Origin of the sequence: Sphingopyxis sp. MWB1 (assembly GCF_000763945.1) — a bacterium.
Classification (GTDB): Bacteria; Pseudomonadota; Alphaproteobacteria; order Sphingomonadales; family Sphingomonadaceae; genus Sphingopyxis.
On sequence record NZ_JQFJ01000002.1, the window covers coordinates 1,261,836 to 1,275,129 of the forward strand.

Annotated in this window: 8 protein-coding genes and 1 pseudogene; 5 read left to right on the top strand and 4 right to left on the bottom strand. The window is 60.7% G+C overall.

Annotation, left to right across the window (positions count from 1 at the left end; translation table 11 throughout):
* The first annotated feature begins 4 nt into the window (after nt 1–4).
* Nucleotides 5–1,720 carry a sulfatase-like hydrolase/transferase gene (locus JV18_RS0106595; RefSeq protein WP_033073889.1) on the top strand — a complete coding sequence of 572 codons (1,716 nt, stop codon included), beginning with the start codon at nt 5–7 and terminating at the stop codon, nt 1,718–1,720.
* A 77-nt stretch (nt 1,721–1,797) separates the two neighbouring features.
* Here JV18_RS0106595 and JV18_RS14920 read toward each other — a convergent pair.
* A pseudogene (locus tag JV18_RS14920) lies at nt 1,798–1,997 on the bottom strand (M24 family metallopeptidase); the annotation flags it as partial.
* A gap of 114 nt (nt 1,998–2,111) precedes the next feature.
* Here JV18_RS14920 and JV18_RS14925 point away from each other — a divergent pair.
* The 4 genes from JV18_RS14925 (at nt 2,112) to JV18_RS0106615 (ending at nt 8,673) form a co-directional block, all read left to right on the top strand.
* Nucleotides 2,112–2,714 carry an RNA polymerase sigma factor gene (locus JV18_RS14925; RefSeq protein WP_081944725.1) on the top strand — a complete coding sequence of 201 codons (603 nt, stop codon included), beginning with the start codon at nt 2,112–2,114 and terminating at the stop codon, nt 2,712–2,714.
* A complete protein-coding gene (locus tag JV18_RS0106605) occupies nt 2,659–3,651 on the top strand; it encodes a FecR family protein (protein ID WP_033075044.1) in 993 nt (330 codons plus the stop codon). Before JV18_RS14925 ends, JV18_RS0106605 begins: the two co-directional genes overlap by 56 nt.
* A gap of 309 nt (nt 3,652–3,960) precedes the next feature.
* On the top strand, nt 3,961–7,062 hold the full coding sequence (locus JV18_RS0106610) for a TonB-dependent receptor (RefSeq protein ID WP_160174177.1): 3,102 nt from the start codon (nt 3,961–3,963) through the stop codon (nt 7,060–7,062).
* Nucleotides 7,063–7,104: 42 nt separating this feature from the next.
* Nucleotides 7,105–8,673: an alkaline phosphatase D family protein gene (locus JV18_RS0106615; RefSeq protein ID WP_052071791.1), complete on the top strand. Its 1,569-nt coding sequence runs from the start codon at nt 7,105–7,107 to the stop codon at nt 8,671–8,673.
* A 40-nt stretch (nt 8,674–8,713) separates the two neighbouring features.
* On the opposite strand, the gene ligD is transcribed toward JV18_RS0106615, so the two are convergent.
* From ligD to JV18_RS0106630, 3 genes are all read right to left on the bottom strand, one after another.
* Nucleotides 8,714–11,221, bottom strand: a complete 2,508-nt coding sequence (gene ligD / locus JV18_RS0106620; RefSeq protein WP_033073892.1) for a DNA ligase D — start codon at nt 11,219–11,221, stop codon at nt 8,714–8,716.
* 1 nt (nt 11,222) lies between these two features.
* A complete protein-coding gene (gene ku / locus JV18_RS0106625; RefSeq protein WP_033073893.1) occupies nt 11,223–12,104 on the bottom strand; it encodes a non-homologous end joining protein Ku in 882 nt (293 codons plus the stop codon).
* Between the two features lie 186 nt (nt 12,105–12,290).
* Nucleotides 12,291–13,208 (bottom strand): LysR substrate-binding domain-containing protein, encoded by a 918-nt coding sequence (locus JV18_RS0106630; protein ID WP_033073894.1) that lies wholly within the window; start codon nt 13,206–13,208, stop codon nt 12,291–12,293.
* Between the last annotated feature and the right edge of the window lie 86 nt (nt 13,209–13,294).

The window sequence follows — 13,294 nt, forward strand, 5'->3', positions numbered from 1 at the left end:
TAAGATGAACTGGCATGTGAATCGCCGCGCCTTTGTCGGCGGCATAGGGGCGATGGCCGCCACGGGGCTCGCGATGCCCGCGATCGCAAAGAATGGAAAAAAACTCAATATTCTGATGATTGTGACCGACCAGGAGCAGGGTATCGCCAGTTACCCGAAGGGCCTGCTGGAAAAGCTGCCGCATCACCGCGAGCTGCTGGAACGCGGCATGCTCGTCGAAAATTATCATGTCCATACGACCCCCTGCACCCCGTCACGCTCGACGATCTTTCAGGGTCGTCACACCCAACAAACGGGACTGTTCCTCAACAGCGACAACGCCCCGCACCCGGTTGCAGCGGAAACCATGCCCACGCTGGGCCATATGATGCAAACGGCGGGCTACTACACCAGCTACAAAGGCAAATGGCACCTCAGCCGGATCAACCACGAACGCAATTGGCCCCGTGTGCCCGGCGGGATCTATCCGAGCACCGAGCGCGTGATGGAGAAATACGGATTTCATGACTATGGCTTCGACGGTGAGGAGCTGGGGCTGACATGGGATGGCTATCGGGCCGACATGTATGTTGCCGGCGACGCGGCACGGAGCATTTTTGACTTCGTTCGCCGCGACAAGGCAGGGGGCAAGCCGTGGTTCATGGTCGTGGGGCTTATCAATCCGCACGATATCATGTTCTATGACGCAACGGGCGAGCAAGCAAAACACCGCATCCATCCCGACATTCTGGGACCGCTGCGCCGCGAACCGGGTGACCCGCTTTACGAGGTGGACAATAAGTTCGACTTGCCGGAGAGCTTTTACAAGGATGACCTGTCCACCAAACCGGAGGCCCATCGCGCTATTCAGCGTCTGAACGACATGTTCTATGGCCCAATGCCACTCAGCGACCTCGACAGCTGGCATCGCTTCAGCAATTATTATTATAACTGCCTGCGCGACGTTGACCGGCGGCTGGGGCAACTTCTCTGGGCGCTTAAGGAGAGCGGCCAGATCGACAATACGATTATTATCTATACCAGCGACCATGGCGAACGGGCAGGAGCCCACGGGCTGCGCCAGAAGGCGGGCACAATGTACCGCGAGGAAACCAACATCCCAATGATCATTGCCCATCCTGACGTGAAGGGGGGGCAGCGCACCAAGGGGCTGATGGGGGCAATTGATATCGCGCCGACCCTGATGACAATGGCGGGATTGCCAGCTGATGAAGCCAGAAATCGTTTTCCAGGCCTGCCGGGGGTCGACGTATCGACCCTATTGACTTCACCTGCGGGGAGGACCGAGCGAGACCGACGTGGACACTTCTTCAACTATGCCGTGGCCCATATGTGGGAACCCAATTCAGCGCGTACCATTGGCCCGCGTCCGCCGGGCGAAGCCATCCCTGACTATAGCAAAATCTACGATCTTTCAAAACGCCGTCTACATCGAGGCGTGCACGACGGACGATGGAAGTTCGCGCGCTATTTCGCTCCGGCCCATCACCATATGCCCAAGGACTGGACAACGCTCAACACGATGAACGACCTTGAGCTCTATGACACGCATGCCGATCCGCACGAACTCGTCAATCTTGCGAACGACGCCGGTCATCGCAAGACACTGATGCGGCTGAACGCTTTGGTGAATGCGCTGTCCGATTTGGAGATCGGCAAAGGCCTTGACGATGGGCGCGAATATCCCGGACCGACCGCGATGTATAATGAGAAGATGTGATCACCCATGGGCCGACACCCAAGACGATTTCGTCAGTTCACCCAACTCAGTATGCCCTTGGCCCCGATCCCTCCCCTTCAAGGGAAGGGCGCGTCGAGGGCCTGGGCAGGCTCGGTGAACCAGCGGGGCCATCCACCGTCATGTAAAAATGATCCTCCAGGCGGACGCCAAATTCACCATAGGTGTAGATCATCGGCTGGTTAGAAAAACACGTGCCGGGGGCGAGCGGCGTGCGATTTCTTTCAACCAGATAGGGATGCTCGTGAATATCGAGCCCCCGGCATTGAATCTTGAACGTTTCGCCTCACCCCGCCTCAAAAATTGTGGCGAGGCGGGGCAGCAGGGATTCGTTTGAACGATAAGTGTAACATAGCAGCTCTACTGGGCGCGCATGTCTGCGCTCTCCCCACAACGTATCGAATGGCTGGCACGCCGGATTCTCCCTCACGAAGGCGAACTTCGTAGCTGGCTGCTCCGCCGTCCCCTTGCCGGGCTGGATATCGACGATGTGGTACAGGAATCCTATATGATTCTCTCGGGCCTCGCCTCTGTCGATCATATTCGCAATCCGCGAACCTATTTGTTCGAAGTGGCAAAATCTGTTGTTTTGATGGCGCTTCGTCGCTCGCGCGTAATCCCGTTCAGCGCGCTCGCTGACATTGAAAGTCTTGAAATTCCCTGTGATGCGCCAGGACCGGAGGCTATCGCGGCGGGCCGACAAGAGCTCGCTCGCATCGCGGAACACATCGCCGCTCTGCCGCCCAAATGTCGCGAGGTCTTCACCCTTCGCAAGGTTCACGAGCTTTCACAGCGCGAGGTCGCGGTCCGGATGGGAATATCGGAGAATACCGTAGAAAAACATATGGGTAAGGCCCTCCGACTTCTATCAACTACATTAGGCTATGGCGGAAAGTCGCCGATCGCGGCATCTGATATTTATGACCGAAACTTCGCCCGATCCGAACCGCAGGGAAACCGCCTCGCAAATCGATGACGCGGCAGCCACGTGGGCTGCAAAGGTGGATCGCGGTCCGCTGAACGATAAAGAGCAGGCTCTGCTCGATACATGGCTGAGCGGTGACAGTCGCCGCCTCGGCGCATATGCGCGCGCGCTTGCTATCAATGCACATTACGATCGTGCCGCTGCGCTGGGCCCAGGTTACGCGCCCACCAACTTCGAAGAAGCCGAAAGGGCGCCCGCACTCGCGCGCCGAAAATTCCTGGTCGCGGGGGGCGGGGCAATCGCGGCATCGCTTGCGGCCTTCGTCGGCTATGGCGTGATCACCTCGCGCTCCGCGATTGCAACGGGCAAGGGAGACTTGCGCCGCGTTACGCTCGCCGAAGGATCGGCGGTGACGCTCAATACCGATAGCCGGATCCACCCTAGAATCGCAGAGGGGCTTCGCGAGGTCGAACTGGTCGAAGGCGAAGCCTTGTTCGACGTGACCCGCGACCCGAAGCGTCCTTTCATCGTCCACGCGGGCAATGCGCGCGTCCGCGTATTGGGGACGAGTTTCACCGTCCGGCGTTTCGACGACGATAGCGTCGAGATTACAGTATTCGAAGGGCTGGTCGAGGTGGGAGATGCCGGCAGCCTTCCGCATCAGTTGCTGCGCGCCGGGCAACGAACCCGCCTCTTCGCGCGAGGTGGATTTCGAACCGACAGATTGCCGAGTGAGGCGCTGGAGCGATCGGTAGAATGGCGGCGCGGACTCCTTGATCTCGACGGCATGACACTCGGTGAGGCAGCGGCCGAATACGCCCGTTATTCCGAACGGCGGATCGAAATCGCAGAACCGGCAATCGACCGGCTGAAAGTGACCGGCGTCTACTCCACAAGCGACCCGCTCGGTTTTGCCGAGGCGGCCGCACTCAGCCTGGGCCTTCGCGCCGTCCCGACTGCCGAAGGTGTCCAGCTGCGCCGCCCATAATCCATGAGCCGCATTTTTTTTGGCGCCGCGATGGCGGAACTCTGTCGCCGTAGCATCCAGACCCCGAAGCACGCTGACGTAAGAAAGCTCGGGGGCGCGAATATGAATATGAAATCGGTTTTAAGCAGCGGCGTTGCCTTCGCCGCAGTGGTCATGTCTTCGCCGGCAGCGGCACAGACCGTCAACTTCAAAATCCCGTCGCAAAGCCTTCCGGCTGCGATCTCGGCGTTCGGGCGCCAGGCTGGGCTTCAGATCGTCGCGCCGGCTTCCGGCTATGAACATATCAAGTCCGCGCCCGTGGCCGGAAAAATGATGGCTCGCGACGCACTTAAGAAACTGCTCACGGGCAGTGACCTCGAAATCGCCTCGGACCAGGGCGGCGTCGTCATTCTTCGTGCCCGCAACGCGGCGAGCGGATCGACCGCCCCTGCAGGATCGGGCGCGGGCCTGGAAGAGCGCGTGGCCGGCGAGGGAGTGGTTGCCGGGCGCGTGCTTGATCCCGCAACCGGCGAATATCTTCGCGGCGCTATCATCAACATCGAAACGGCGGACGGTCGCCGCCGTATGGCAAACTCGGGCGAGCGCGGTGAGTATCGAATTCTGGATGTACCGACGGGCCAGGCGAATATTCGGATCAGCTATACAGGCTATGGTGACGATGTCGGAAAGATTGACGTCACTGCCGGTTCCACCGTCCGGCACGACGTTGACCTTCTCCGTTCTGGCGCAACAAGCAATCAAGATATTGTCGTCGTGGCGGCGAGCGTACTCGAAGGAGACGCGCGTGCGATCATGAACCAGCGCGAATCGATGGATATCAAGAATATCCTTTCGTCTGAATCCTACGGTGATATTGCCGACGGCAATCCGGCGGAATTTTTGAAGTTCATGCCCGGCGTCGACACCGACGGCTCCAATGGCACAGCGATCAGTGTATCGCTGCGCGGTATGCCGTCCGATTATACGCAAGTGACGCTCAACGGCACCAACATGGCTTCCGCCGACGCGAATACAGGGGCGACTTCGGCGCGAGCCTTCAGTTTCGAAGGTGTGTCGCTTGCGGGCATTGACTCGATCGAGATTTCAAAGACGATCAGCGCCGACGTCGATGCCAATGCGCCGGCGGGCACGATCAATATCCGCACCAAGCGCGCCTTTGATCGCAAGCGCCGACTGTTCACCCTCCAGTTGAGCGGCGCAACAACCGCGGACCTTTGGGAAGGACGCAACACCGGGCCACAGGAGGGGGGCCTCGATGCTCCCTTGCTGCCCAATGGCGAGATCCAATTCTCCGACAGCTTTTTCGGTCGCCGCCTTGGCGTGATGGCAAGCTTTGGCTTCACCAACACCTATATTGAGCGAGAGGAAATCACCAACAGTCGCAATTATGTCCCGACGGCGATCAGCCCCGACCCGATGGCGACAACGGTCATCCAGGCGCAAAGCCAGTTTCGCAAGACATCGCGCATGGCGGGTTCGCTCAACCTCGATTTCAGGGCGAGCGATGACCTCATCCTCTCCTTTATGAGCAACCTCAACCGGGGCCGGGTCTATCAACAGGAACTGACCCCGAGTTTCACCACCGGCGCCCGGTCGGTCGGCGTGAGCGGCGACGCCGCTCTCGATTTCGTCACACAGCAGCGCCCCACGACGAATACGTACCGCGCGGCAAGTTCGGTTCAATACAAGGTCAACAAGGGCTTTTCGCTCACGCCGGGGTTCGAATGGACGCACGGCGGCCTGAGGCTCGATGGATATTTCTCCTGGTCGAACGCTGAAAGCTATTATGACAGCCCGTCGAAAGGCGCGGTCAATACCTTGCTGACTACGATCAACGCGGCGGGTAATTTCTCTGCGGAACGCAGCGATCTTACCGAAGCTGATTGGGACATAAGGCAGGTCAGCGGCCTCGATTGGAGTGATCCATCCTCCTTTACCTCGTCAGGGGCGCCGCGGATGCGGCTCAACAACGGCAGCCGGTCCGAAGTCGACTTCAAGACAGCGGCCATGAACCTTGTTTACAATACTTCGATCGGCGGGATCGAAGCCTCGTTCAAAACAGGTTTCAAGGCCCAGCGATCCGAATATGATTTTTCGAACCGGTCGGCCGAGAATGAATATTCCTATGTCGGCCCTCTCAGCAACGCCGATTTCCTCGCCTCCATCAACAGCTTCACCGATCTTTCTTCCTATTCAGACAGCGGTCTTAGCCTAAGCTCGCTGTCGGGAAGCGACCGGCTTTACATGCCGAGCATGTACAAGGTCTGGCAACTCTACGATGCGAACCCCGACCATTGGCAGCATCTTTTCACGGCAGCGAACTGGTATAGTGCCAATGTCGCCAGCGAAGCGCATTATCGCGAGATCAATACTGCCGCCTATGGCATGGCTACACTGTCGCCTTTCGAGAGCCTGCGGCTGCGCGCGGGCTTGCGCTGGGAACAGACCCGCACCGCGTCCCGCGAATTTGATGCCTTGACGGTCGACGAAGTCCGCGCGGCGGGCTTCGAAGTCTCGGACAGCACCGGCCGCGCCACGACGATTGAGGGACTCGAATATCAGTATCTTTCGCGCCCGAAAACCTACCGCAAGGGCAAATATGACCATTTCTTTCCCAGTGCGTCGCTGAAATATGCCCTCGGCCGCAACACTGATTTGCAGCTCGGTTACAGTAACACGATTCTGCGGCCGCCGGTCAGCGTGTTGGCGGGCGTCTGGTCGGTGAACGACCTTGACCGGATCGTCCGGGCGCCCAACCCAAATCTCGAACCCGCGATATCGGATAATTTTTCAGCGCGGCTTGCGCATTATTTCGAGCCCGTGGGGCTTGTGGCGATCAACCTCTTCATGAACCGCACCAAAGGGCTGTTTCAGGAACAGGAGCTGACCGCCGAAGAATTTGGTTACACCGGCAGCCAATATGCCGACTATACCTTCATCACCACGACGAAGGTCGACGGAGATGCGGTCAATATCAAGGGCGTGGAGTTCGAGTTCAACCATGCCATGACCTATCTTCCCGCCCCGTTCGATGGGCTGTCGATCCGCGGCTCCTATATGTACAACGACCCCGATATTCCGATCGTTCGCGTCGCGGACCATATCGGCAGCTTCTCCGTCTCCTACAAAAAGGGGCCGCTGAAACTCTATCTCAACAACGTCTGGACCGGCGATAAATATCGCAGCACGACGCCGACCTGGTTCGAGCAGCGGATCGACATGAATCTTTCCGGCAGCATCGCCTTTCATCGCGGTTGGGAGGCCTTTTTCTCGATCCGCAACCTGCTCAACGAGCCGGTAAACGTCATAGTCCCGGGCAGTCTGGCGTCGAGCGGAACATTGGGTGATCACAGCGCCATCTACGTTCACAATGGGCGTAGCGGTGTCATCGGTGTCCGGGCGCGCTTTTAAGCGCCCCCGGGGCTGGCTTCCAAGGAATAGGGGTTTACGCCCATGCCAATTGACCGCCGCGGCCTGATCAAAAGCGCCGGAACGCTTGCGATATTCGCCGGCCTGTCATCGCGCGCCGTACTTGCACGATCGCTTGGCGACTATCCTTTCACCCTCGGCGTCGCCTCGGGCGATCCGCATCCCGACGGCTTTGTGCTGTGGACGCGGCTCGCGCCCAAGCCGCTCGAACCCGGCAGCGGCATGCCGAGGGTGTCCGTCCCGGTGCAATGGCAGGTGGCGGAGGATGACCGGTTCGAGCATGTTGTCAGGTCCGGCGAGCAAATGGCCCGGCCCGAGCTGGGCCATTCGGTTCATGCCGAAGTTCAGGGTCTCGCTCCGGCAAGACGCTACTGGTACCGTTTTCTGGCGGGCGGTGAAGCCAGCCCCGTCGGCACGGTTCGCTCGGCGCCCGCAGCAGGCGCTGCGGTCGACCGGCTTCGAATTGGCGTAGCTGGCTGCCAACATTATGAAGCCGGCTATTTCACCGCCTATCGCTATCTCAGTGAAGAACCCGATCTCGACGCGATCTTTCACTATGGCGATTATATCTACGAGGGACGCGCCGGGCGCAGTTGCCCGAAAAATGGCACAGGCGAGCCAAATTGTTTCCGCACCCATGTCGGCGACGAACTATACTCGCTCGACGACTATCGCCGTCGCTATGCCCAGTACAAGATGGACGACGATTTGCAGGCGGCGCATGCCGCAGCAGCCTTTCTTTCGACATGGGACGATCACGAGGTCGACAATAATTGGGCGGGCGACTTCGATCAGGACGGGACCAGCCCCGAAATTTTCGCGCTGCGCCGCTTTGCCGCCATGCAGGCCTGGTATGAAAATATGCCGGTACGCCGCTCCCAGTTCCCGACTCCAGGCGGCCTGCGCATGCATCGGCGCCTGGACTTCGGCGGCTTGCTGCGTGTGCATCTGCTCGACACGCGGCAATATCGTACTGATCAGTATTGCGGCTCCGACGAAGTCGCACACTGCCGCCCCGCCATCGAGAATCAGCCATCCCACATGCTGGGGCAGCAGCAGGAAGCCTGGCTTGCCGAAGGGCTGACGAGTGAGACCGGATGGAATTTGATCGCACAGCAGGTGATGATGATGCCCTTCGTCTATCCCGAGAGCCGCGCGCAGGGGCGAATCAATGTTGATTCCTGGAGCGGATATCCCGACGCGCGCGGGCGCCTCGTGGAAATGATCACCGACAGGAAACTTTCAAACGTGATCGTGGCCGCGGGCGATGTTCACAAGCATCATGCTGGGACCGTGCCGATCCGCGCGGAGGATCTGGACGGCCCGGCCGCCGCGACCGAGTTTGTAACAAGTTCGATTTCGTCCGGTGGCGATGGTTCGGACATACCCGCAGGCTGGGAGCGAGTCCCTGCGGACAACCCGCACACTCAACTGATGAATGACCGGCGCGGATATCAGCTTTTCACGATCGAAAAAAATATCTGGCAGACCGATGTCGTCGGCCTGACGAAAGTGAGTGAGCGAAACGGCGCGAAGCGCAAGATCGCAACACTGGTTACGTTCCCGCATAAGCCGGGAATTCAGCCGGCGTAGCCCGGTCGTCCTGAAGAGGCGTTCAGCAACTCTGTTCAGATCAAATTTGCGGGAGCGATTGGCGGGCGAAGCCCCATGCTTTGAGATCGGGACGGGCAGCTGCGTCAATCAGCCTCTGTGCGTCGGTGATCGAATATATATTCGCGCCTTTTACGTCGGCGAGCGCATCCCAACTTATCGGCACCGCGACCGGCGCGCCTTCGCGAGCGCGCGCCGCATAGGGCAGGATCGCGGTGCTGCCGCGCTGGTTGCGCAGCCAGTCGATGAAAATCTTGCCCTTGCGCTTTGCCTTGCTCATCGTTGCGACATAGCGGTCGGGCTCGGCAAGGCTCAGCGCCGCGGCAAAGCGTTTCGCGAAATCCTTGTGCGCGTCCCAGTCGTGGCCGGGGTCGACCGGGACGACGATATGGACGCCCTTGCCCCCCGACAGCATCGCAAAGCTGACGAGCCCGATGTCGGCAAGCTGGCGCCGCATGTCGAGCGCCGCCTTCTTGACCTCGTCGAACCCCAGCCCCTCGTCGGGGTCGAGATCGAAGACCATCCGGTCAGGCCGTTCGACCGCGTCGGCATGGCTGCCCCAGCCGTGAAATTCGATCGTCCCCATCTGGACGCAGGCCAGGATGCCGTCGGCATCCTCGACGTAGAGATAATCCTCGACCCCGCCGTCCTTCTCCTTGATCGGGACGTGGCAGACATGCTCGCCGAACGAACCCGCGTCATGCTTCTGGAAAAAGCATTTCTTCGCGCGCCCCTGCGGACAGCGCACCAGGCTGACCGGGCGCCGCGCGAGGTGCGGCAGCATGATCGGGGCAACCGCCGCATAATAGTCGGCAAGGTCGCCCTTCGTTGCCTTTGCATCGGGAAAGATCACGCGCTCGCGGCTGCTGATCGTCACCTGGCTCCGCGCGGCGGGGGCCTTGGCCTTTGTTTCGGGGGTCACGTCCTTCGCCTCCTTGTCGGCGCGCAGCGCGATGAAGCTGGCGTGGCGCACCGAACCGCCGCCCGTGAACTCGGCAAATGCGATTTCGGCGACGAGGTCGGGGGTGAGCCAATGCACCTTGCGCGCCGCCGCAGGTTCGACCTCGACCGGCGGCGTCTTGCGCGCGCGGCTGCGGAACTTGTCCGCGAGCATCGCCATCGTGTCTGCGTCGAAGCCGGTGCCGACATTGCCCTTGTAGACGAGTTCGCCCTTCTCGCGCTGCGCGAGGAGGAGCGAGGCAAAGGGCCGCGCCTTTGCCGAGGATTCCTTCCAGCCGACGATGACGAACTCCTGCCGCCGGGTGCATTTGACCTTCACCCAGTTGCGGCTGCGGCGCCCCGAATAAGGGGCGTCGGCGCGCTTGGCGATGATGCCTTCCTGCCCCGCGCCGCACATCGCCGCGTAAAGCTTCTCGCCCGCACCGATCACATGATCGGCGACTGCGATCGGCGGCGCCGCGTCGCGCAGCAGCGCCTCGAGCCTTTCCTTACGCTCGAGATTGCCGAGCTTCGTCAGCGAGCGCCCGTCGACTTCGAGCAGGTCGAAGGCAAAGAAATGCAGCTCGGTCGCCGCGTCCTGCGCACCGTGCCCGCGCTTGAGCACCGCCTGCAACGACGAGAAATCGGGGTTTCCGTCCTTGCCATGGGCAATGATCTCGCCGTCGATCAGGCAGGGCGGGAGGTCCAGCGCGGCGATCTCGCGCGCGAGCGGCGCGAATTTGTCGGTCCAGTCGAGCCCGCTGCGCGTATAGACGACGATCTGCTCGCCCGCTGCGGCGACAAGCGCGCGATAGCCGTCAAATTTGATCTCGTGGAACCAGCCGTTTCCAGTGGGGACGCTATCGACGAGCGTGGCGAGTTGCAGCTTGCGGAACGCGGGCGGCTTTGCCTTTTTGGTCGATGTCTTTGCCACCTTGCGATTGTGCGCGGCGGCCTTTGCCATCTTGTCGGCAAAGGCCGCGCCTTTTGCGCCCTTCAGCGATTGCTCGCCGCCCGTATCGGCGGCAATCTCGGCCATCGTGCGGCCGGTAAGCGCGCTCGTCAAATGCCGCCCGACCAGATCGTCGCTGCCGCCCGCCGCGCCATCGTCGATCTTGCGCAGCAGCCAATTCTCGCGCTTCTCTCCCTTGCGCGGCTTCATGCGGACGAGCAGCCATTCGCCCTTCATCCGTTCGCCGTCGAGTGTGAAATGAAGATGCCCCTTGTCGATGTCCTTGGCGCTCTTGCCCTCGACGGGCGCCCAGGTGCCGCGATCCCACAGCATAACCGTGCCGCCGCCATATTCGCCCTTGGGAATGGTGCCCTCGAACTCGGCATAGGCCATCGGATGGTCTTCGGTCCGCACCGCGAGCCGCTTGTCGGCGGGGTCGGCGCTCGGCCCCTTTGTCACCGCCCAGCTTTTGAGCACACCGTCGACCTCGAGCCGGAAATCATAATGGAGCCGCGTCGCGTCGTGCTTTTGCACGATGAAGCGGTTGCCCTTCCCTTTTTCCACCTTGCCCGCAGGCTCGGGCGTCAGGGCGAAATCGCGCTTCTTGTTATATTGGGCGAGGGGGTCGTTGCGCGCCATCTCACGCCCGTTTGCGCGCCGGCGCCTTTTTTGCCGGCGCCTTGTCTGCGGCCTTTTTCGCCGGTGCCTTCTTCGCGCTCGTGGAGCTCTTCTTCCCTTCGACCGACGCCTTGAGCGCGGCCATCAGGTCGATCACATTCGATCCTTCGCGAATGTCCGCGGGTTCCTCGACATCTTCGAGCACGCGCTTGCCCTTGGCTTTCGCCTTTTTGGCGATCACGCGCTTGATCGCATCGACATAATTGTTGTGAAAATCGCTCGCGTCGAATTTCCCCGTTTTCTTTTCGATCAGCGTCTCGGCAAGGTCGAGCAGGTCGGCGTCGGGTTTCGACGCCGGAACCTCGCGGAAATAATTGGCGGCCTTGTTCACCTCGTCGGCGTAGCGCAGCATTTCGAGCACCAGCCCCTTGCCGCACGGGCGCAGCCCGACGAGCTGTTCCTGCCCGCGCAGCGCAAGCTGGCCAAGCCCGACCTTCTTCGTCCGCCGCAACGCCTCGCGCAGCACGATATAGGCTTCCTCGGCCAGCTCGTCGGCGGGCACGACATAATAGGGCTTTTCATAATAGAGGATGTCGATCTCGCTCGCGTCGACGAACTGGACAAGCTCGAGCGTGCGCTTGCTCTCAAGCTTCACCGCCTCGATCTCTTCCTCGTCGAGCAGGACATAATTGCCCTTCGACACTTCATAGCCCTTGACGATGTCGTCCTTGTCGATCGGACCGATGCCGGGGACGACCTTTTCATATTTGACCGGCTTGCCGCTCGGTTCGTGGATCTGGCGAAAACTGATGCTCGCGCCCGATTTGGTGGCGGGATAGATTTCGACGGGAATCGAGACCAGCGCGAGGCGGATCTGTCCCTTCCAATATGCGCGTGCGGCCATCTCGCTTCTCGCTTTCCGTGAAGGAAATGCGCGGCGCTCATCGCCGTTCCAATTTTGCTCGACTGACACGTGCTGGCTCATCACCGTGGCGGCGACCCATGGGATAAATTATCACGCGAAGCAAAACGTCATGGAAAGCCCGCCGTCCGGCTTAGCGCATCTCCGAAATTTCGGACCGCGTTTAGGCTATTGAGAAACCGTCCGCCCCTCGAAATTGTCCCTTATATGCGTTTCAAAAGCGCGCATGGCGGGGGTTCGCAGACCCGGGGGGCCGCTGATCAGGCTGATGCTGCGCGCGGGCGGAGCGGGGGAGAGGTCGCGGAAATGCAGGCCCAGCGCCTGCGGCCCCTTCAGCGACGCGGCGGGAAGGATGGTGAGACAGTCGCTGCCCGCAACCATGCCCAAAATGGCGGCAAAGCTATTGAATTCCAATATTTGCGCGGGCCGACTGTCGTGTTGTTCGAAAAACTGCTCGATCGCCGCGCGGGTTTCAAAAGCCTGGTCGAGCAGGGCAAAGCGCGCGCCATTCAATTGCTGCGGCGTCACCGGTCCTGCAGCCGCCAGCCCATGGGCCGCCGAACAAACCATCATTAACCGGTCGCGATAAAGCGGCCGCGCGTTCACCCCCGCCGCCCCGCTGGCCCGACGCGCGCCGCTGCCGACAAGCCCGATGCCCAGTTCCGCCTCGCCCACCGCCACGCGCGCGATAATCTCCGCATTGGGGAGCGCGGCGACCGCGATGTCGATATCGGGATAATCGTTCAGAAAGGATGTCAGCAATTCGGGCAGATACAGCGCGTTGAAGCTGAGCGTGGCGGCAATCCGCAGCCGCCCGCGCCGCACTCCGCGATAAGCCTCCATCACCTCACCCAGGTCGTGTGACGCACCCAGGATGCGCCTGGCATGATCGACGGCAAATTGTCCCGCCTCGGTCAGCCGCACCGCATGAGGCGTGCGGTCGAACAGGCGCACGCCCAGCTCGCTTTCCAGATCGCGGATCTGCTGCGACAGGGCGGGCTGCGACACATGCAGCGCGTCGGCGGCCCGGGTGAAGCTCGACCGTTCTGCAACGGCGAGAAAATAGCGCAAGTGCCGCAATTCCATGGCGACGCCCTATCATAAGAATAACTTATGTCAAAAATAGATAGCATGTCTTGGACTTATTATGCCTGCGCGCGCCATCATTGGCT